The 21,075-nt window shown below is 61.1% G+C and carries 17 protein-coding genes; all 17 read left to right on the top strand.

Going from position 1 to position 21,075, the window contains the following annotated elements; genetic code table 11:
- The first annotated feature begins 295 nt into the window (after positions 1-295).
- The 17 genes from PLU72_07725 (at position 296) to PLU72_07645 (ending at position 21,073) form a co-directional block, all read left to right on the top strand.
- Positions 296-3,772: a flagellar hook-basal body complex protein gene (locus tag PLU72_07725; protein ID HOT28064.1), complete on the top strand. Its 3,477-nt coding sequence runs from the start codon at positions 296-298 to the stop codon at positions 3,770-3,772.
- Between the two features lie 167 nt (positions 3,773-3,939).
- A complete protein-coding gene (locus PLU72_07720) occupies positions 3,940-4,170 on the top strand; it encodes a flagellar FlbD family protein (GenBank protein ID HOT28063.1) in 231 nt (76 codons plus the stop codon).
- A gap of 73 nt (positions 4,171-4,243) precedes the next feature.
- Complete coding sequence (locus PLU72_07715; protein ID HOT28062.1) at positions 4,244-4,711, top strand: flagellar basal body-associated FliL family protein; 468 nt, start codon at positions 4,244-4,246, stop codon at positions 4,709-4,711.
- A 106-nt stretch (positions 4,712-4,817) separates the two neighbouring features.
- Positions 4,818-5,870: a flagellar motor switch protein FliM gene (fliM, locus tag PLU72_07710; GenBank protein ID HOT28061.1), complete on the top strand. Its 1,053-nt coding sequence runs from the start codon at positions 4,818-4,820 to the stop codon at positions 5,868-5,870.
- Entirely contained in the window at positions 5,867-7,153 is a 1,287-nt protein-coding gene (gene fliN / locus PLU72_07705) for a flagellar motor switch protein FliN (protein ID HOT28060.1), read from the top strand. Before fliM ends, fliN begins: the two co-directional genes overlap by 4 nt.
- A gap of 16 nt (positions 7,154-7,169) precedes the next feature.
- On the top strand, positions 7,170-7,532 hold the full coding sequence (locus PLU72_07700; protein HOT28059.1) for a response regulator: 363 nt from the start codon (positions 7,170-7,172) through the stop codon (positions 7,530-7,532).
- Between the two features lie 13 nt (positions 7,533-7,545).
- A complete protein-coding gene (locus PLU72_07695; protein HOT28058.1) occupies positions 7,546-8,268 on the top strand; it encodes a flagellar biosynthetic protein FliO in 723 nt (240 codons plus the stop codon).
- A gap of 117 nt (positions 8,269-8,385) precedes the next feature.
- Positions 8,386-9,270, top strand: coding sequence for a flagellar type III secretion system pore protein FliP (gene fliP, locus PLU72_07690; GenBank protein ID HOT28057.1), 885 nt, complete (start codon positions 8,386-8,388; stop codon positions 9,268-9,270).
- A complete protein-coding gene (locus tag PLU72_07685; protein HOT28056.1) occupies positions 9,267-9,536 on the top strand; it encodes a flagellar biosynthetic protein FliQ in 270 nt (89 codons plus the stop codon). The genes fliP and PLU72_07685 overlap by 4 nt, the downstream gene beginning before the upstream one ends.
- 9 nt (positions 9,537-9,545) lie before the next feature.
- On the top strand, positions 9,546-10,325 hold the full coding sequence (gene fliR, locus PLU72_07680) for a flagellar biosynthetic protein FliR (GenBank protein ID HOT28055.1): 780 nt from the start codon (positions 9,546-9,548) through the stop codon (positions 10,323-10,325).
- Positions 10,322-11,434 (top strand): flagellar biosynthesis protein FlhB, encoded by a 1,113-nt coding sequence (gene flhB, locus PLU72_07675; protein HOT28054.1) that lies wholly within the window; start codon positions 10,322-10,324, stop codon positions 11,432-11,434. Before fliR ends, flhB begins: the two co-directional genes overlap by 4 nt.
- Positions 11,435-11,555: 121 nt before the next feature.
- Positions 11,556-13,646 (top strand): flagellar biosynthesis protein FlhA, encoded by a 2,091-nt coding sequence (gene flhA, locus PLU72_07670; protein HOT28053.1) that lies wholly within the window; start codon positions 11,556-11,558, stop codon positions 13,644-13,646.
- 23 nt (positions 13,647-13,669) lie between these two features.
- Positions 13,670-14,506, top strand: coding sequence for a hypothetical protein (locus tag PLU72_07665; GenBank protein HOT28052.1), 837 nt, complete (start codon positions 13,670-13,672; stop codon positions 14,504-14,506).
- Positions 14,503-15,441: a MinD/ParA family protein gene (locus PLU72_07660; GenBank protein ID HOT28051.1), complete on the top strand. Its 939-nt coding sequence runs from the start codon at positions 14,503-14,505 to the stop codon at positions 15,439-15,441. Before PLU72_07665 ends, PLU72_07660 begins: the two co-directional genes overlap by 4 nt.
- The gene (flhF, locus tag PLU72_07655) at positions 15,438-16,922 is read left to right on the top strand and encodes a flagellar biosynthesis protein FlhF (GenBank protein HOT28050.1); all 1,485 of its coding nucleotides are present in this window, start codon (positions 15,438-15,440) and stop codon (positions 16,920-16,922) included. Before PLU72_07660 ends, flhF begins: the two co-directional genes overlap by 4 nt.
- A gap of 172 nt (positions 16,923-17,094) precedes the next feature.
- Positions 17,095-19,401: a chemotaxis protein CheA gene (locus PLU72_07650; protein ID HOT28049.1), complete on the top strand. Its 2,307-nt coding sequence runs from the start codon at positions 17,095-17,097 to the stop codon at positions 19,399-19,401.
- A gap of 25 nt (positions 19,402-19,426) precedes the next feature.
- Positions 19,427-21,073 (top strand): chemotaxis protein CheW, encoded by a 1,647-nt coding sequence (locus tag PLU72_07645; protein HOT28048.1) that lies wholly within the window; start codon positions 19,427-19,429, stop codon positions 21,071-21,073.
- Positions 21,074-21,075 lie beyond the last annotated feature (2 nt).

Raw genomic sequence — 21,075 nt, 5'->3', positions numbered from 1 at the left:
TCGACACAGGTTCTTCAGGGACGTAGCAAGGCGCACGAGGCAACGAAACCAGACAGAAACGAACGCAGGCCGGACCCGAAAGGGAAGCCCGCATCACCGCCCGATCGACAGAGGGCGGCAGCATACGCGCCGGATACGTCTTTTGACAGGCAGCGCCGGTCCGGAAGAGGCACATGAAGTGTTGTCTTCCGGGCCGGCCCACAGCCCTCCACCGAGGGTTGCCGGCACGGGACGAACGGATACGCCCCGCGGCGCGAAGGCACCGGTTGCCGTTTAGAGACAAGGACAACGTGCTATGATGCGATCACTTTTCACGGGAGTTACGGGGCTCAAGCAGAACCAGACGAAAATGGACGTGCTGAGCAACAACATCGCCAACGTCAACACGACCGGTTTCAAGCGCGGTCGCGCGATGTTCGAAGATCTCTTCTGCCAGACCATTCGCAACGCGCAGCAGTCGTTCGGCCCGTATGGCGGCCTCAACCCCATGCAGGTCGGCCTGGGAGCCAAGCTCGGCTCCATCGACACCATCATGGAACAGGGCGCCACCGAGACGACCGGCAAGAACACCGACCTCGCCATCGAAGGCGGCGGCTTCTTCGTCATCGACGGGGGCGGCGGCCGGCAGCTGTTCACCCGCGACGGGAACTTCAACCTGAACAGCAGCTACGACCTGGTCATGGGCACCAGCGGCTACAAGGTCCAGGGCTGGATGGCCACGCAGAATCCCAAGACGGGGAATCTCGAGCTGTCCGACACCGGAACCGTCCCTACCAATATCAATACCGTTCGCTATCTCAAGAAGCACGCGCACCAGACGAATAATATCAGCTATGCTTCGAACCTCGACAGCAGTTCGGACGAGCGCGACATCGAGTTCGGCGTGAACACGCTGACCTATCTCGACACCGCGGGCAACTACCAGAACCTCCAGTTCAAGTTCAAGAAGATCGACTCGCAGAACTGGATCTGGACCGCCGTCGACGACACCGAGGGCAACGTCGCCACCGGCACGATCAAGACCGACAAGGACGGCAAGGTCATTGCGAGCACGGTCGATCCGGCCGCCGCCGACAGCACGCTCGGTCACGCCTATTTCACCTACGATCCCGACGGCATCCCCGTCTCGGCCACCGCGACCAATCTGGTCAACACCGTCACCAACGACGGCGCGAACGGCTCCTGCCCCGGCGTCATCGCGTCGGGCAGCGAGATCAGGGACGAAACCGTCACGGTCATCTTCGACGGCGGCGACCCGACCCGCGCGACCTCGTACCGCGTCGTCGGCTCCGTCCGCGGCTTCATCGGCTCCGGCATCCTGGGCGGCACCAACGCCACGATCGAAGGCGGCGTCATGTCGCTGACGGCCGGCAAATGGAAGCCGAACGCGGACCTCAGCTTCACCATCACCGACAACTACTACAATCCTCCCCGCTCGGCGAGAGTCGAGTTCGCCGGCAGCACCGATCCGAACGGCCCCACCTACACGCCGGCCCAGATCATCGCCACGATCAACAACCAAATGGCGAACAACGGACTGAACGCGATCGCCACCTACGACTCCGTCACGAACAAGATGTCGATCACCAGCCGCCAGACAGGCGCCGACCAGAGCCTGACCCTCAACGGCGTCACCAATCTGAGCGACTTCTCGGGGCTGGGCCTGCTGAGCCGCTCCGGCTCGACGCTGACCACACCGCAGATCGAGCTTCCCGTCGTCTCGATCCCCTGGCTGCCCACGTCCGACGTCAGCTTCGACGTCATCGACACCGAAGGAAAAACCGCCACGGTCACTTTTCCGACGAACCTCGCCCCCGGCTACACCCGCGGAGACATCACCCGGATCATCCAGGAAAAGCTGAATGCGGCGAACCTGTCGGCCACGGCCCAGTTCCAGGACAACACCCTGATCATCGCGGGAACGAATCCCGGCGAAGACCAGCAGGTCACCATCAAGAACGCCGTGAATCTCGATCTGCTGACCGTCGCGCCGTTCCAGACCACCGTCAAGGGAACCGGCGCCGCGGAGCCTGAAGTGCTCGCGGACCTCACACCCACCTCCCAGAACGGAACCGACACGACCGCCCCCCAGTTCACCTTCAGTTCCGGCCTGGCCGCACGCAAGAGCGAGCTCTGGGACATGGCCGGCGACCAGTGGAATCCGATGACCAACGTCTCGTTCAGCGTGACCGATACGGCCGGAAACGTTGCAACGATCAACTTCGACGGCGCCACCGTCTACACCCGCGCCGACATCGTCAATACGATCAACGTCGCCCTCGCCGCCCAGGGCGTCGATGCGACCGCTTCGTTCACCGATTCTGACGGCGACGGCACCGACGAAACGCTCCTGATCACCGGAAACACGGTCGGCGCCGGCGAGACGCTGACCATCGCGGATCGCGGCGGCCTCAACCAGCTTGGCCTCGAAATTCCCACCCTCTGGAACATGGCCACGGACCAGTGGGATCCGTCGCGCGACGTCAGCTTTACGATCACCGACAAGAACGGCCACTCGGCCCTCATCACCTTCAACGATCTGGTCGAAGGCAACAACCGCATCTACAACCGCGGCGAGATTCTCTCGACCATCAACTCGAAACTGGCCGCGAACAACGTCGCCGCCTACGCGCAGTTCGTCGACTCGAACAACGACAGCATTCCCGACCAGCTCGCGATCACCGGCACCGGGAGCGGCCTCGGCGAGCTGATCCAGATCGGAGGCGAGAATCCCGAGCAGCTCGGCTTCATCAACGGCACCGTCGTTCACGGACAGGCGGCGACCAGCCGGTTCAATCTCGGCGGTCTCGACTTCACCCTGAACGAAGGAAGCATCCCGTGGGTGCCGAACGACACGATGACGATGACCACGACGGCCGAGAAGGGCCAGTCGGAAAGCGTGAAAATCTACGTTCCCACCCCCTCGTCCGACGAACTGACCTTCGTCGCCAAGGTCGGAACGACCGAAACCAAGATCTCCGGAGCGCTGAACAAGGGGCAAACCCACACGACCAGCATCACGATCTACGATTCGCTCGGCAGTTCCCACGAACTGGTGACGACCTGGGAACATACGAACAAGGCCACGCACGAGTGGCAGTACAAGATTTCCTACGGGAAAAGCGACCCCGAAATCGTGAACTGGCTGAAGGACCCGCAGAACGGCGTCGTCGACCCGCAAGATCCGACCGATGAAGAACTCGAACGGGCAAACAACGCCCTGATCTCCGGCCGCACCGGCACCTGCTACTTCACCAATCAGGGCAAGATCGACATCGCCAAATCCATCGTGAACGAGATCAGTATGACCCCGGCCGGGAGCAACAAGGTCACGATCAAGCTCAACATGGATCTCATCACCCAGTTCGACTCCGCCTTCACGACCAAGGCCCGCGACCAGGACGGCTACGAGATGGGACTCCTCGAAAGCATCTACTTCGAGCAGGACGGCACCATTCGCGGCGTGTATTCGAACGGGCAGAAGCAGCCGATCGGCCAGGTGGCGCTCGCGACGTTCAACAACCCCGGCGGCCTCGAGAAGACCGGCTCGAACATGTATGCCTATTCCCCCAACTCCGGTCTCGCGATCATCGGCCGGCCGGCGGAAGGCGAGCGAGGTTCGATCCTCGCCAGGTCTCTCGAAATGAGCAACGTCGACATCGCCGAGGAGTTCACCAATCTGATCGTTACGCAGCGGGCCTTCCAGGCGAGTTCCAGAATCATCACGACCTCGGACGAAATTCTCCAGGAAGTCGTGAACCTCAAGCGTTAACCGGAATCAGCCGATAGGTAATTGAGAAGAACGGTATGCGGTGAAGGGCAGGTCCGGAACTCCGTTCCGATGATAACCGCCGGAACAGGCGGCCAAATCGCCGGTCGGCCCCGCCCCGTCCCTTCGCCCATACCGGCGCCTTCGAAAATCAGCGGAAGGAGAGCGACATGATCAGACTCACACGTCTCAACGGTCGCTCTTTTTTCCTGAATCCCGAGCTGATCGAAAACATCGAAACCACGCCCGACACCGTCATCACCCTGACGAACGGACGAACCTACATGGTCCGCGAGACGAGCGATCTCGTCCGGAAACGGGTGATCAGGTATCGCCGTCTGATCTTCTACAGACTGCCCCAGATCCGCTCCAGGCGGCCTCCGGAAATGCCGGCGGCATGATCCGGGCACCGCGTGCATAAATCACGGGAAACGGCATTGACGGCTTATTTTGAGCATGATAGGATCGTGAGACATGTCACCTAAAACCAAATACATCCTGATCGGAGTCGCCGTTCTGGCACTCATCCTTATCGTCGTCGGCATCGCCTGGATGACCAGCAAGAAGGCGAAGGGCGGCGGTCCGGCCCACGAACCCGCCCCTCCGACGCAGGAGCAGATCCAGACGGCCCCGAAAATGGGACGGTTTTCGCTCGGAGAGTTCACCGCCACGACCCGCGACGAAGAACTTCACTACATCAAGATCGAAGTCGAGATCGGGTATATCGGCAATCTCGAAAAGGAGCTCGAGGAGCGGAAAGGCGAACTTCGTGACGCCGTCACGACGATCCTCATGAAGCTGAACATCCAGCGCGCGAAGGAAGACTATATCGACCATTTCCTGCACAAGGACATCGAGAAACAGCTCAACGCGATTCTCGGAAAATCCTCTTCCGAAAGCCGCATCGTGAAAATATTTATACCGGTATTTCTCATCAACTGAGGCAAGAAAACGAGTTTGTTCACACGCATCGCGCAACGACGAAACGACGTTCGGGACCGGGCCGCCTTCTACGGCGGCTTTCGGCATTCATGAAAGCTGAACCGGCATGGTCGACACCTTATCACAGAACGAAATAGACGCCCTGTTATCGGCCCTGAACACCGGCGGCGGAGCCGCCGAAAAGCCTGCGGCCGCGGGCGGCGTCGAGTCCGTCGGAGGGGCGGTCGGAGGCGAGGGAAAGCCCGAGCGTGAAAAGCCCAAGAAGGGCAAAATCTACGATTTCAAGCGCCAGACGAAGTTCTCCAAGGAACAGCTCGGAACGATCCAGCTGATACACGAGACCTTCGCGCGCCTCGTCGGCACCGATCTGTCGACCCAGCTCCGCGCCTACGCGCAGGCGACGATCATCTCGGTCGATCAACTGACGTTCGAGGAGCTGATCCGTTCGATCTATTCGCCGACCTTCATCGCCGCCTTCAAATCCGAACGACTCGACGGCAAGGGCCTGATCGACATCAATCTCAACGTCGTCTTCACGATCCTCGACCGGCTTCTCGGCGGCAACGGAACGCCCCTCGGCACGCTTCGCCAGCTGACCGACGTCGAGAAGCAGATCATGCACAAACTGATGAACCGCATCATTCTCGAGCGGCTGCGCGAGGCCTGGATCAACGTCGTCGATCTCTCCCCTTCGATCGAGCTGATCGAGTCCAACCCGCAGTTCGCGCAGATCGTGCCGCCGAACGACATGGTGCTCTCCGTCGTCATCGAGATCAAGATCCACGACGTCACGGGCACGATGACGCTGTGCATTCCCTACAATACCGTCGAATCGATCGCCTCGAAGTTCAACGCCGCCTCCTGGTTCGCGGCCGTCCGCAAGGAACCGCTGACGACGAACTACGATGCGATCACCAGCCAGGTCAAGGCCGTGAACCTGCCCGTCGTCGCCGAGCTCGGCACGCAGACGGTGACGTTGCAGGACGTCCTGACCCTCCAGCCGGGCGATCTTCTCGTCCTGGACCAACTCGTGAAGGAAGATTTGAACATCCGTGTGGGAAATCGTGTGAAATTTCGTGGCCGCCCCGGCATCGTGGGTAAAAAGATGGCCGTATCAATCACCCAGCTTCTGAGCAGCCACGAGGAGGACGAATTGTGACTGATCTACTCTCGCAAGAAGAAATCGACGCCCTGCTTCACAGCGGCGGCGCAGGAGACAGCGGCGCATCCCCGGCACCGGCTTCCGGCGGCAGCGGCGGCAAGAGCGTTGCCGATCTGATTTCCCAGGAAGCGATCGCGCAGCTTTCCGAGGTCGCGAAACTGTCCCTGGGAGCCACGTCCTCCGTCGTCCAGATGCTGCTCAACAAGCCCGTCGAGATCAATCTCGAACAGATCCGTGTCATCAGCTACGGCACGCTGGCCTCGGAAAGCGGCGACGAGGAGTTCATCATCGCCAAGATCGCCTACGTCGAAGGGTTCGACGGGAACTCCTACCTCCTGCTGAAGAAACAGATCGCCGCGATCATCGGGGACCTGATGATGGGGCAGGACGGCTCGAACGCCCAGTTCCAGGACATGCACAAGTCGGCCGTGGGCGAGATGATGAACCAGATGATGGGCAAGACGACCACGACCCTGTCCGAGGTGTTCAAGAAGCGGGTCGACATCGCCCCGCCCCAGGTCGAGATGGTCACGTTTGCCGTCACCCCGCCGCCGATGCCGGATTTCGGAAGCGAGGCGCACTTCCTTCGCATCGGGTTCCGCGTGAAAATCGGCGATATCATCGAGACCGAGATGATCCAGCTCCAGCCCATCGAGTTCGCGAGGCTCATGGCGTCGGAGTTGACCAAGCCGCAGAAGGTTGAGCCGAGAAAGGCCCCGCCGCCCCCGCCGCCGGGGCCTCTTCCGACCGCCGCCCCGATGCCTGCCGCCGCGATGGGGGGAATGGGGATGCCGGGAATGGGAATGCCGGGTGCCATGCCGGGCCCGATGCCTACCCCCATGAGCGGCCCCGCTCCCCAAGGGATGCCGGGAATGCAGGGGATGCCGGGAATGCAGGGGATTCCCATGCAGCCGGGCATGCCCGGGATGGGGATGCCGGGGATGGGCATGCCCGGCATGCCTTCGATGCACGGAACGCCGGCAGAGTTCGGCATGCTCCAGATGCCCATGGGAATGGGTCTTCAGTCGAACATCGACCTGCTGCTCGACGTTCCCCTGCAGATCACGGTCGAACTCGGGCGCACCCGCATGCTCATCAAAGATGTGCTTGAATTGGGAATAGGTTCTGTAGTAGAGTTGAACAAACTCGCGGGTGAGGCCGTCGAGGTTTTCGTGAACAACAAGCTGATCGCAAAAGGCGAAGTGGTTGTCATAGATGAGAATTTCGCGGTGAGGATCACGAGTATCGTGAACCCGCAGGACAGGCTTCAGGCACTCTAAGGAGGCTCTCTGACCTATGTCGAAGACCGTACTGATCGTTGATGATGCGGCCTTCATGCGCATGATGATCAAGGATATCCTGACGAAAAACGGGTATCAGGTTCTCGGCGAGGCCCAGACCGGAAAAGAAGCCGTCGAGATGTATCAGAAGCTGAAGCCCGACCTCGTCACCATGGATATCACGATGCCGGAAATGAACGGGATAGACGCCGTGCGCGCCATCAAGGGCATCGACGCCTCCGCCCGGATCATCATGTGTAGCGCCATGGGCCAGCAAGCCATGGTCATCGATGCGATCCAGGCCGGCGCACGGGATTTCATCGTCAAGCCGTTCCAGCCGAACCGCGTCCTCGAAGCTGTGCAGAAAGCCCTCCGCTGAGCCGCGACATCCGATGATCGCCGCGCTCCGGCCTGCCGGGCTTTTTTTATTTGCCTTCATTTTATTTTCGTCAATATCTTACGCCGCCGGCACGGCATCGGACGCGGCGAGGCCGGACCGTTCGGCTCCTCCGCCCGCCCTCGCGACCTCTCAGGGAAGCGCGTTCGCCGTGGCCGCCGCAAGCGAATCGACGGACCTGCCTCTGTTTTCCCGCGGGGAAACGACCGCCGCATCCCCGTTTCTGAACGACCCCGATCCGGTTTCCACGACTCTCAGCATCCTGACGTCGCTCGCCCTGATCGTGGGAATGATCGTCGCCGTGACATGGGTTCTCCAGAAGCGGCACGGCCTGTCGGGGACGGCGTGCGGGCGCACGCTCGGCATTCTTCCGATCGACGGCCGCCGGTTCATCTACATCGTCGACATCATGGGGCGTATCCTGGTGCTCGGGGTAACGGAGCATCACATCTCGATGCTGTGCGAGATCACGGACCGCGCTCTCATCGACTCGCTCCGCATCCAGCCGGGCGGGGCACCTACGGTGCCGGGCCTCGACAAGGTGTTCGCCTTTCTGAAGCGGAGCGCCGTGAAGCCGGCCTCTGAGAACACGTCCGCCCCGGAGGAGCCGTCCGATGTCTCGTTCGCCGACCACACCAGGAAGGCGCAGGAACGCATCCGTAAAATGGAGGACATGATCCTCCGCCGCCCGGATTCGGACGACGACGGCCGGCCATAGGCGCACGCGGGCTTACGCGCCCCACTTGTCATCGCGCCCGGGTATCGTGTATAAACAGAGGGGGCGATTTGCCGTGCCCCTTTTTCCACCCCAGCGCACAGGAGTTTCATTCCCGACATGTCGTGGCGTGCATACTGCACAGACTTTCTTCACCGCGCACGGGCACGAAGCCTCGTCGTCTTTCTCGTCCTGGCAACCCTGATGCTCTGCTCCGGCGCTCTCCACGCGCAGGCCGGGAATCCAGCGAACCCGCGCGCGAAAATCGACGTCGAGGACAGGACGCGGGTCGAGAAAATTGAACCGGCCGACACGCCGTTTCCCATACCGCGAATACGCGTCGATATAGATCCATCCAGGGAACGCGGCCAGATCGGGACGGGGCTCCAGGTCCTCCTGCTCCTGACGATTCTCAGCCTCGCGCCGTCGATCCTGATCATGCTGACGAGCTTCACGCGGATTCTCATCGTGCTGAACTTCGTCCGCCGCGCCCTGACGACCCAGCAGGAACCGAGCAACCAGATTCTCATCGGCCTGGCGCTGTTCATCACCTTCTTCACGATGTCGCCCGTCATCGACCAGGTCTACAAGCAGGCCGTGGTGCCCTTCACGAACAGGCAGATCGATTATATCGAGGCGTATAACCGCGGCATCAAGCCCGTCAGGAACTTCATGTTCCAGCACGTGCGCGAGGCCGATCTCAAGCTGTTCGCAGGAATGGAGGGCGGCGCCAAGCCGAAAACGAGGAACGAGCTCAGCACGATGGCGCTGATCCCGGCGTTCATCACCAGTGAGATTCGTGCCGCGTTCCAGATGGGCGTCATCATCTACCTGCCGTTCCTGATCATCGACCTGGTCGTCGCGAGCGTGCTGATGTCGATGGGCATGATCATGCTGCCCCCCGTCATGATCTCGATGCCCTTCAAGATCCTGCTGTTCGTCATGGTGGACGGCTGGAACCTGGTCATCAAATCGCTTGTCGTGAGCTTCGGGGGCAACGCATGACCGAATTCACCCTGCTGGAGATCATGAAGGAAACGATCCACCTCTCGTTCATGGTCGCCCTTCCCATGCTCGCCGTCGGCACCATCGTCGGCGTCATCATCAGCATCATCCAGACCGCCACATCGATCCAGGACCAGAGCCTCTCCTTCATTCCGAAGCTGCTGGCGACCTTCGCGACCCTGGTCGCGTTCGGCCCCTGGATGCTCAAGACCATGATGGCGTTCACCATCAGGCTGCTCGGCGACCTTCAGATGTTCGCACGCTGACGCCGCGCGATGACCGAAGCGGATTTTCTCTCCTACGTCGGGCTGTTTCTGATCGGGATGGTCCGGTTTTCCGGCTTTTTTCTCAACGTGCCCGTGTTTGGCGAGTCCGTCATCCCGATGCGCGTGAAGGCCGGGCTCTCGGCCCTCTGCTCGGCGCTCCTGCTCCCCCATCTTCATGCGACCCAGGTGCTTCCGCAGTTGTCTGTTCCCGGATACGGGCTCATGATCATACGCGAGCTGGCCCTGGGCTTCACGATCGGGTTCGTCGTCCTGATGTCGGTCGAGTGCTTCAAGTTCGCCGGCGAACTGATCGGCATGCAGATCGGTTTTTCGTTCGTCCAGGTCACGGACCCGGAGTCGTCGAAAAGCGTCTCTATCGTCAGCGAATTTCTGCAGATTTTCATGGCGCTGCTGTTCCTGATCCTCGGCGGGCACCTGCTGCTGCTGGGGACGTTCGCGAAAAGTTTCGACCTCGTTCCCCTTTCCGGTCTCGTGCTTCAGGGCGGCCAGATATCCGAGATCGTGAAAATATCCGTCATGATCTTTTTTCTGGGTCTCCAGATCGCATTTCCCGTGATAGCCGTGATTCTGGTCGGGGACGTCGCGCTCGGCATCATCGCCCGTACCGTGCCCCGCCTGAACATTTTCCAGGTGGGATTCGCGCTCAAGATCGTCATCGGCCTGTTCACCTTCAAGCTTCTCCTCGGGCCGATCATGGACCTCATCATCAAGATCCTGGGCGACAGCGTCTCCCAGATCACCACCTTCATCGGGACGATGGCGAGATGACGGAACTGAAGCTGAAGTTCACCGAACTGCCCTTCGACCTGCAGCTGTTCGCGGGCGAGAAGACCGAGCCCGCGACCGAAAAGCGGCGCGAGGAAGCGCGGGAGCGCGGAAACGTTCCGAAATCCCAGGATCTCGAGTCCGTCATCGTCCTGCTCGCCGCGTTCATGACGCTCAAGGCATACGGCCCCGACATGGTCGCCATCTGGGGCGACTACATGAAATATACGTTCGAAAATCTTATCGGCACCGAGCTGACCCTGCCCCACGCCCTCCTCCTGATGAACCAGACGGTCGTGGTCATCCTCAAATCGATGGCCCCCGTGCTACTCGTGGTAATGCTGACGGCGGCCGCCGTCAACCTGATGCAGGTCGGGTTCCTGTTCACCCTCGAGCCGTTCGTTCCGGATCTCGAGCGCCTGAACCCGATCTCGGGCCTCTCGAACGTCTTTTCCTGGAAAATGATCGCCGAGCTGGTCAAGTCGATCCTGAAGATCGTCGTCGTCGCATATATCCCCTACTCGACGCTCCGGGATCAGCTTCCCTTCCTGGTCCGGTTCGTCCAGCTCGAACCGGTGCCCTCGGTGACCCTGCTGATGAAGCTGCTGTTCTCCATGTCGCTCAAGATCATCCTCCTCCTGCTCGCCGTCGCCGTCGGCGACTGGTTTTTCCAGAAATGGCGATATGAAGAGAATCTCAAGATGTCCAAGGAGGACATCAAGGAGGAATACAAACAGCGGGAAGGCGATCCGAAGGTCAAGGCGAAGATCCGCGAGCGGCAGCGCAGACTGGCATCGCGGCGGATGATGGAGGAAGTGCCGAAAGCCACGGTCGTCGTCACGAACCCGACCCACATCGCGGTCGCTCTGCGCTACGACAAGGCGGCCGGCATCGATACGCCGACCGTCGTCGCCATGGGAACAGGCCTGATCGCACAGAAGATCAAGGAAATCGCGGCGGCGCACGGCGTGCCCGTTATCGAGAACAAGCCTCTTGCGAGACAACTCCATAAGATGGTAGATGTTGGTGATGAAATTCCCCAGGAACTGTTTCAGGCGGTCGCCGAAATCCTGGCCCAGCTGCACCGGCAGGGCCAGTATCAGGCGGCCTGACCGGGAAATCATCTGCGCCGGCAGGAGTGCGACCGTGCCTGTGAATCTGATGCACGGCGTATCGTCATGCGACGTGCCCCGAAGAAACGCCCCCTCATCCTGCGGAGCTGTTGCGTAATCTATGGCCGACAAGAAGCCCAACAGGCTGCTGGACAACATCGCGATGGTGGAAGTGCTGAAGAATCGCGACGTCCTGTTTGCCATCGGCCTCGTATCGGTCATCATCATGATGTTCGTTCCCCTGCCGGCGTTCGTCCTCGACGTGATGCTGGCCCTGAACATCGCGCTCGCGCTCATCATTCTCCTGGTGTCCGTCTATACGAAGGATGCCCTCGAGTTCTCGGTCTTCCCGAGTCTTCTCCTACTTGCGACCGTGTTCAGGCTGGGCCTGAACGTGAGCACGACCCGCCTGATCCTGATGGGGGAAGGGGCGAAAATCAGCATCGTCAAATCCTTCGGCACCTTCGTCGTGGGCGGCAATTACGTCGTGGGCGCGGTCATCTTCTCGATCATCGTCGTCTTCCTGTTCGTCGTCGTGACGAAGGGCTCGGAACGCGTCGCGGAAGTCGCGGCCCGCTTCACCCTCGATGCGATGCCAGGCAAGCAAATGTCGATCGACGCCGACCTGAACGCGGGAATCATCGACAACGACGAGGCGCGCCGCCGCAGGCGGAACATCGAACGGGAAGCGGACTTCTACGGGGCGATGGACGGCGCCAGCAAGTTCGTCAAGGGCGACGCGATCGCGGGCATCATCATCATCATCATCAACGTCATCGGCGGCTTCGTCATCGGCGTGCTGATGCGCGGTGAGTCCCTGATGGACGCGCTCCAGACCTACACGCTCTTCACCGTCGGCGACGGGCTCGTCACGCAGATTCCCTCATTTCTGATCGCGACGGCATCAGGTCTCGTCGTCACCCGGGCAAGCTCCGAATCGAATCTCGGCGTCGAACTCACCCAGCAACTCGTCTCGAATCCGAAGGTCCTCGGCGTTGCCTCCATCATGATGGGCTTTCTCGGCCTCATCCCCGGACTTCCCAAGGCGAGCTTCATTTTCCTCAGCGCCGTGTTCGGCGCCATCGCCTGGATCACGCACACCGTCTCCGAGGAGGAAATCCAGCAGAAGGCCGACGACGAGAAGAAAGAAGCCGCCGCGACGCCGACCAAGCCCGAGGACGTTTCGTCCCTCCTCTCGATCGACCAGCTCGAGCTCGAAATCGGCTACAACCTGATCCCGCTCGTCGACTCGAACCAGGGCGGGGACCTGCTGAATCGCATCACGCTGATCCGCCGGCAGATCGCGATCGACCTCGGCCTCGTGGTTCCACCCATTCGCATACGCGACAATATACAATTACCGCCGTCGGTGTATGTGATCAAGATCAAGGGCGTCGAAGTCGACCGCTACGAGATCATTCCCGACCAACTCCTGGCGATGAACGCCGGGACGGTCACTTCGCCTCTCACGGGCATCGAAGTCGTCGAGCCGGCCTTCGGCCTGCCGGCGATCTGGATTTCCCAGTCGGGGCGCGAGCGAGCCGAGATGGCCGGCTACACGGTCGTCGATCCGTCGACGGTCATCGCGACGCATCTCACCGAAGTCATCCGGAAAAACGCCCACGATATCCTCGGCCGCCAGGAACTCCAGTCGCTGCTCGAATCGGTCAAAGCCTCGTATCCGCTCATCGTGGACGACGTCATTCCCAAAGTCGTCACCCATTCCCTGCTGCTGAAAGTGCTTCAGAACCTGCTCCGCGAAGGGGTCTCGATCAGGAACATGGTGACGATTCTCGAGTCGCTCGCCGACTGCGAGGGGATCCGGGAGGCCGATTCCCTCACCGAGATCGTCCGTCAAGGGCTTTCCCGGCATATCTGCAAGAGCCTCGTCGACCAGGCCGGCATGCTGAACGTCATCTCCCTCGATCCGAGGCTGGAGCAGCTGCTGACGCAGTCCCTGCAGAAGGTCGAAGGCTCCGTCCAACTGGCTCTCGACCCGAAGATCGCCACGAACCTTCTCGGGAAGATCAAGGAACGGATCGAGGAAGTGATGCAGGAAGGCCGCTCGCCGATCCTGCTTTGCAGCGCCGCCCTCCGCCTCTGCCTCAAGCGGTTCACCGAGCGGATGGCGCCGCGGCTGACGATCCTCTCCTACAATGAAATACCAACGACAATACAATTACAGTCCACGGGACTCATCTCCCTCAACTGATGACAGGATGAACGAGAGCACCCATGCCTGACCAAGCCCAATCTCTCAGAGAGCTGAAGCGGCTCATAGACACCGTGGCGCCGGAACAACTTCCGGGGCCCGAGGAGTTCCTCTCCTCGATCCCGTCCCCGACGAAGTTCGCGGCCATCGCCATCCTCGTCCCGGACGCCCCCGGCGCCCGCATCCCGCCTCTGCAGAATTGGCTTCCGGCCCTGACGAATCGCAGGCGCCCCCCCACCGTCTGGGATCAGGCCGCGACGCTTTCCGCGGCGACGTCGCTTCCGGACGGGTCCGACAGGCTTCCGCTGATGATCCACACGGATTCCGCCGCGGGCCCGCTGACGGTGCTGCCGCGCCAACCGTCCCCCCTCGCGCTGCAGGCCCGTCCCGTCCCGGACCGGATCAGGTTTCTGCGGCAGATCCAGAAACTGTTCGCAAGCAGCACCGAGATCTGGATCACGATTCCCATGCCGGATTTCCGTGCACACCTGCCGCTCCTCCAGGCGACGGACGCGGCCCTGGTCCTCGTGCCCCGGCATCCCGAGGCCGTCCTGAAAAGTTACGAAGCCGTGAAATCCGTGCACCTCTCGGGATATTTTTCTCCGATTTCGCTCGCAGAGGCGCCTGCAGGCGACGAGATTATTTCGGATCATGCCCTCGAGCGCGTCCGCACGGTTGCAAAACAATTTTTATCTCTTGACCTCCCCCCCCTCGGGGTGGTACTTTCTGGCATCATCCAAAATACCCCGACCTCGAGAGAAGGGCCGTTCCAAAAAAAGCCCGGGGTCGTTCCCATGTACGATTTTCTCCGCGCATTCGCCGAGCGAGTGCTGTATCCCGCACCGGAAGACCGTCGATGAGCGATTCAGTGAAAAAACCGATCGAGAGCATAATCGCCGAAACGAAGCGGCAGATCCAGCCGTATGTCTTCAAGCGACTCGAGTCGCGCCGGCCCCGGCAGGCGGGCAGAAAAATAGCGAGAACGATAACCATCGCCAGCGGCAAGGGCGGCGTGGGAAAAACGAACATCGTCGCCAACCTGGCCATCTGCCTGGCTCAGGCGGGCCGTCGCGTCATCATCCTCGACGCCGATCTGGGACTGGCCAATATCGACGTGGTGTTCGGCATCCGGCCGAAGCACAATCTCACCGACGTGGTAACCGGCGATCTGACCCTTGACCAGATCATGATTCCCGGCCCCCGCGGCATCCAGATCATCGCCGGCGGCTCGGGCATCAGCGAACTCGCGCATCTCCCGCCCGACCGCGCGAAGCGGCTGTTCGAACAACTGCGCTTCCTCGAGGACAAGGCGGACTACCTGCTGATCGACACCGGCGCGGGCATCGGCCAGAACGTGATCTCGTTCTGCCTTGCGGCCGACCAGATCTTCGTCGTCACGACCCCCGAGCCGACCGCCCTCGCCGACGCCTACGGCATCATCAAGGTCATCAGCCAGTCGCGCCCCGAGGCGAACCTCTCGGTGCTCGTCAACCGCGTCGCCGACGACCAGGAGGGCGCGTTCGTCCACGACCGCCTTTCGAAAGTCGCCGATGAGTTTCTTCGGTTTCCCGTGAAGAATCTCGGGTGTATCCCCCAGGATTCGCAAATGTATCTTGCGGTCCGCCAGCAGACCCCCCTGCTGCTGTTTTCGCCGATGTCTCCGGCCGCCCAGCGCATCCGCCAGCTCGTCACGGAAGTGTTCCATGAAACGTATGAAGAGGAACAGACCGGCGAGGGCATGGAAGGATTCCTGACGAGGCTCGCCAAATTCTTCAACGGGGGCGTGCGGGCATGATGATCCAGAAATTCGTCGCCGACACGTATCACGAGGCGCACCTGAAGGCCCGCATGGAGCTGGGTGAAGATCTGATCATCATCCAGAGCAAGACGGTTCCCCAGAAAATATGGGGAGGTATTTATTCCCGGGAAGTAGTCGAACTGACCGTCGCCGCAACGCGGGACAAAAAAGAGCCTCCCGTTGTCTCCGCCCCAGTACGGCCGGTCCCCACAGAGGAAATCACCGCCGCTCCGGTGCCCCACAAGCCCGTGCTGTCGTCCCGAACGGCTGCCTATCCGGCATCCTCCGGCGCGCCCCAGCGACCGCGGGCGGATACGAGCACGACAAAGTCACATCATACCGGCCCACAGGGACTTCGCCGTGTGCACGGAATCCGCTCGAATCAGGAAGGCATGGCCGAGCCGCATTCCCAGCGCATCGAAGAGGAAGCCCAGCAGACGGCGAAGACCCTCGAACTCCTCGACGCCATCATCAAGCATCGCAACAACAAACAGCCAGCCGCCCCCACCGTGCCGGCGCCGACGCCCCGAGCGGCCGCGGCCTCCGCGATCCGGCCACCGGCCGACGAAACCACGGACAGGTCTTCGCTGAACGCACTCGAGCAGAGGCTCAACGAGTTGTTCACCCTCATCCGCGACATGAAAACCTCCGCCAGTCAGACCCTCGAGACGCAGGCCGCGACGATTCCCGCCGGGCTGATGCACCTGAAGCGCCAGTTCCAGAACCAGGAGTTCCCGGCCGAGATCATCGACGAATTCATCGAGAGACTGGGCAAGGAATTGCCGCCGTTGTCCATCCACAACGAAAAAATCGTTTTCGACGAGACCGCGAAATGGTTGAAACGGCTTCTTCATTTCACGCCGCATCCGCAGCCGACGCGCCCCGGTCCCCAGATCTTCGCCCTCATCGGGCCGACCGGCGTCGGAAAGACCACCACGATCGCCAAGCTGGCGGCGACGTACGCCCTGAACATGAAAGACCGGAAATCCGTTGCACTGTTCACGCTCGACACCTACCGCATCGGAGGCACGCAACAACTCGATCAGTATGCGAATCTGATCGACGCCACCATGGAAGTGCTCTACGAACCGGACGACGTTCTTCCCGCCCTCGAGCGCCATCAGGACAAGGACATCATTCTCGTCGACACGGCGGGACGGTGCCCGAAAGACGCCGTCGAGCTCGGGAATCTGAGAAACTTCATCAATCTTTTCGGAGCCATCAGGACCTACCTGGTTCTCTCCGCGACGACGAAGTATTCGGATATGCACGACACCGTCCGGAGATTCCAGCAGGTCGGATTCGACGAACTGATCTTCACCAAGGTCGACGAAACAGACACGATCGGACCTCTCGTTTCCCTCCTGTATCGGACGGCGCTTCCGCTCGCCTACCTGACCGACGGCCAGGACGTTCCCGACAATTTCATGCCTGCGTCGGCGGAGTATTTCGTCTCGAGGTTTGCGGGAACCTGCTGATTTTTTTGAGAAAACCGGTCCGGGCCGCTGTTCGTCGTGCCGTCGGGCATCCTGTTTCCGCCACTGTCGGACTCGCACATTTGTCACATTTCCTGTATACTCTGGGGTTTGACCACGCCTCATTCGTGACGCCTTGAACGACAGCAAGACGAGGTAAAGGGAGCCGGTTCCGGTGGATATCGACCTTTCCCAATATATGGGCATGTATATCGACGGTTCGAAAGAGAACCTCGATATGATGGACAAGATGCTCCTGAATCTGGAGCAGAATCCCAACGACATCGATTCCGTGGGCGAGATTTTCCGCGCCGCCCACACCCTCAAGGGAATGTCGGCCACCATGGGATTCGAGAAGGTCGCCCATCTTACTCACGAGATGGAGAATATTCTCGACAAGCTCCGCAACCGGGAAATTCCCGTCACGACCGCCGTCGTCGACGTCCTGTTCGAAACGTTCGACGTTCTGCGCATTCTCGTCAACGACAGCATCTCTTCTTCGGACTCGAACGTGAACCTCGACGCCATTTCGAAAAAACTGGCGGATGTTGCCGGCACGAGCGAGCAACAGGAGAGCCAGGCAACTTCGGCGCAGGCGGCACCGGCCGAGACGGGGCCGGAACTGTCCGGCATCACGCTGAACGAGTTCGAGCTCCAGGTTCTCGTCGAAGGGGAACAGCGCGGCTCGCACATCTTCCTGTTGCAGGTCACTCTGGTGGCCGACTGTCTGCTCAAGGCGCCGCGCGCGTTCATGGTCGTGCGCAATCTTGAAGAACTCAAATGCGAGATCATCAAATCGGTTCCCGAGATCAAGGACCTCGAGGAAGAGAAGTTCGATCTTTCGTTCAAAATGCTTCTGATCACTCCCACGGAAGCCGACGACGTCAAGGTCGGGATCGAGTCGATTTCCGAGATCGAGACCGTCCGCGTGACGCCCCTCACACCTGACGATCTTCGGACCCCGCAACCCGAGGTCCCGCTCCAGGCCCAACCGCTCATCCAGCCGTCGGCGCCGCCCGCCGTCCAGGCCCCGCCGCCTGTGCCTGAGCCGCCGCCGGTTCAGAAGCCGGTTCAGCGGACGCCGGCGGTTTCGGCCACACGAACGGCCGCTTCGCCGCCTCCCGCCGCACCGCCGCGGCAGCCGTCCCAGACCCTCGCTCCGGCAGCTCCCAGGAATGCCGTTCCGTCGCCCGCCGTGACGGCCGCGCCGCCCTCCCCGACTCCGCCGGCCCCGCCGGCAGGGGGCGGGAAACCGCCGGCAGGCCAGCCGCCGAAACCGGGAGCGGGGATGGCCGACAAGCGCGGCAGCCAGACCGTCCGCGTCGACATGCACCGGCTGGATGATCTGATGAATCTGGTCGGTGAACTGGTCATCAACCGCACGCGGCTCGCCGACATCGGGGCCGCGCACAAGCTGAAGGACCTGAACGAGACGCTGACGCGCGTTTCCCAGATCAGCAGTTCGCTCCAGAACGTCGTCATGCAGGTTCGCATGGTGCCCATCGAACAGGTGTTCGACCGGTTTCCCCGCATGACGCGCGATCTTTCGAAAAAACTGGACAAGAAGATCGACCTCGTCATCGAGGGGAAGGAAACCGAAATGGATCGTACCGTGATCGACGAGATCGGCGATCCTATGGTCCACATCATTCGCAATTCTATAGACCATGGCATAGAACATCCCGCCGAGCGCGTCGCCCGCGGCAAAAGCGACACCGGCACGATTCATCTGATCGCACGCCACGAGGGGAACCACGTCATCATCGAGGTGCGCGACGACGGACGGGGCATCGATCCGTCGATCGTCGGCCCCATCGCGGTCAAGCGAGGCCTCTTCACGCAGGATCAGATCGACAGGATGCCCCCCGAGGAAATCGTCAAGATCGTCTTCCTGCCCGGCTTTTCGACGGCGAAAACCGTGACGGACATTTCCGGCCGTGGCGTCGGCATGGACGCGGTGAAGGCGAAGATCGACGAACTCAACGGCTCCCTCGACGTCGATTCGAAGGTCGGCATCGGCACCCGGGTCATCATCAAGCTTCCCCTCACGCTCGCGATCCTGCCCGCCCTCATGGTGAAACTCGGCGCCGAAACCTACGCCATTCCCCTTGGCTCCGTCCAGGAGACGATGGACATCACAAAGAGCGACGTCAACATCGTGCAGCACCAGGAAGTAACCCTGCTGCGGGGAGAAGTCCTGCCGATCATCAGGCTGAGAAACGAGCTGAACGTGCCGAAGACGAGCGACGAGAAGGACAAGGAGGACGAGCTGTCGATCGTCGTCTGCGCATCGGGCGAAAAGCGGGCCGGGTTCATGGTCGACGAGCTGCTCGGCCAGCAGGAAATCGTCATCAAATCCCTGGGTAATCTGCTGAGCGGACTGCCCGGCATCATGGGCGCGACGATGCGCGGCGACGGAAGCATCGCGTTGATCCTGGACATTCCGTCGTTCTTCCAGACGAAGGGCCAGACACGAACGTAGGGGAAAACAGACCAAGGAGTCCGCGGTGGATCTCGACCTTCAACAATATATGGGTGCCTATATCGACGGTTCGAAGGAGAACCTCGATCTGATGGACCGCATGCTCCTCGCGATGGAGCAGAATCCCGGCAATATAGGCGCCATCGAGGACATCTTCCGTGCGGCGCACACCCTCAAGGGCATGTCCGCCACCATGGGCTTCGAGAAGATCGCCCATCTCACCCACGAGATGGAGAGCGTTCTCGACAAGCTCCGGAATCGCCAGCTTTCCGTATCGCCCCAGTTGATCGACGTGCTGTTCGAGACGTTCGACGTCCTGCGCAATCTCGTGACGGACAGTTTCAACCAGAGCGATTCGCGCATCGATCCGACGGAGATCTCCCAGAAGCTCGCCAGAATCGCCGCGGGAGAAACCGCGCCCGAGCAGCAATCCCCGGATGCCGGCACATCACCCGCTACCGGCAGCTCTCCCGCCGCGCCCTACCCCCCGGAATTATCCGACCTTGCCTACTTCGATCTGACCGAGACCGAACTGGCGAAGCTGGAGGAAGCCCATCGGCAGGGAGGGCAACCCTATCTCCTCAAGGTATCCCTCGTCCCCGACTGTCTCCTGAAGGGGCCGCGCATTTTCATGATTCTGCGCACTCTCGAGGCACAGCAGTGCTCCATCGTCAAATCCATCCCGTCCGTGAAGGATCTCGAGAACGAAAAGTTCGACAGGGCTTTCATGATGGTCATCACGACGAATTCCTCGGAAAAGGCCGTCTCGGAAGAGATCGAGTCCGTCTCCGAGGTCGAGAAAGCCGATATGTTCCCGATTCCCCCGGCAGGGGCGAGTGTCGAGACCGCCTCTTTCGGAGAACCCCGGCCCGCGCCGGAATCCGTATCCCCGCACGAACCCGAGCCGGAACCGGAACCTGAACCCGAGCCCGAGCCTCCCTCCGTTCAGGAACCAGAACCCGAGCCCGAACCGGCGTTCATTCAGCCGGTCAAGCCGGCACAGCCGCTTCCGCCGGCCCCACAGCCTGTCCGTCAGCCACAGCCCCCCGCTCCCCCGCGCGAGCGAACGAGGCCGGCGGCACAACCCGCGCCGGTTCGGCCGGCCGCACAACAACCTCCCAGACAACCGGCAAAGCCGCAGACCCAGGACATCTTCCAGCCCCCGGACGACCTCCCCGACTCCCTCCAGGGCGGCGGCGGAAACGATTCGAACGACGAAGATCTCGAATCTCAGAAGGAGGTTATCGAACTCGTCCAACTGGTCAGCTTCCAGATGGCCGGCGAAACGTACGCCCTGGGAATCAAGCAGGTCGAAGGCATCATCAACATGCTGCCGATGACCCGGGTCCCGAAATCCCCGTCCCATATCGAGGGCGTCATCAATCTCCGCGGTGAAATATTACCCGTTATAAATCTGAGACGCCGTCTCAAACTGACCGAAAAAGCCGACATTCGCGACGACCAGATCATGATCCTCTCGTTCGAGCGGGAAAAGGTCAAGGTCGGGTTCCTGGTCGACCGCGTCCAGGAAGTCCTGCGACTGCCGCAGACGTCGATCGAGCCGCCCTCTCATGTGAGCGAAGGGGTGAACGTCGAGCATCTGCGGGGCGTGGGCAAGCTCGGCAACAAGATCATCATCCTGCTGAACGCCGAGAAGATCGTCTTCGGCTGAGC

It is taken from the genome of Candidatus Ozemobacteraceae bacterium, assembly GCA_035373905.1.
In the GTDB taxonomy this organism is placed as follows: Bacteria; Muiribacteriota; Ozemobacteria; order Ozemobacterales; family Ozemobacteraceae; genus MWAR01.
The sequence above is the reverse complement of the archived record's forward strand: the minus strand, read 5'-3'. Positions and strand labels throughout refer to the sequence as shown.

Coding starts and splice junctions, on each gene's coding strand:
- flhB (HOT28054.1), top strand. CDS start 10,322: ATGACGGAACTGAAGCTGAAGTTCACCGAACTGCCCTTCGACCTGCAG.
- PLU72_07725 (HOT28064.1), top strand. CDS start 296: ATGATGCGATCACTTTTCACGGGAGTTACGGGGCTCAAGCAGAACCAG.
- fliR (HOT28055.1), top strand. CDS start 9,546: ATGACCGAAGCGGATTTTCTCTCCTACGTCGGGCTGTTTCTGATCGGG.
- fliM (HOT28061.1), top strand. CDS start 4,818: ATGGTCGACACCTTATCACAGAACGAAATAGACGCCCTGTTATCGGCC.
- PLU72_07715 (HOT28062.1), top strand. CDS start 4,244: ATGTCACCTAAAACCAAATACATCCTGATCGGAGTCGCCGTTCTGGCA.
- PLU72_07660 (HOT28051.1), top strand. CDS start 14,503: ATGAGCGATTCAGTGAAAAAACCGATCGAGAGCATAATCGCCGAAACG.
- PLU72_07695 (HOT28058.1), top strand. CDS start 7,546: ATGATCGCCGCGCTCCGGCCTGCCGGGCTTTTTTTATTTGCCTTCATT.
- PLU72_07665 (HOT28052.1), top strand. CDS start 13,670: ATGCCTGACCAAGCCCAATCTCTCAGAGAGCTGAAGCGGCTCATAGAC.
- flhA (HOT28053.1), top strand. CDS start 11,556: ATGGCCGACAAGAAGCCCAACAGGCTGCTGGACAACATCGCGATGGTG.
- fliP (HOT28057.1), top strand. CDS start 8,386: ATGTCGTGGCGTGCATACTGCACAGACTTTCTTCACCGCGCACGGGCA.
- PLU72_07685 (HOT28056.1), top strand. CDS start 9,267: ATGACCGAATTCACCCTGCTGGAGATCATGAAGGAAACGATCCACCTC.
- flhF (HOT28050.1), top strand. CDS start 15,438: ATGATGATCCAGAAATTCGTCGCCGACACGTATCACGAGGCGCACCTG.
- PLU72_07720 (HOT28063.1), top strand. CDS start 3,940: ATGATCAGACTCACACGTCTCAACGGTCGCTCTTTTTTCCTGAATCCC.
- PLU72_07700 (HOT28059.1), top strand. CDS start 7,170: ATGTCGAAGACCGTACTGATCGTTGATGATGCGGCCTTCATGCGCATG.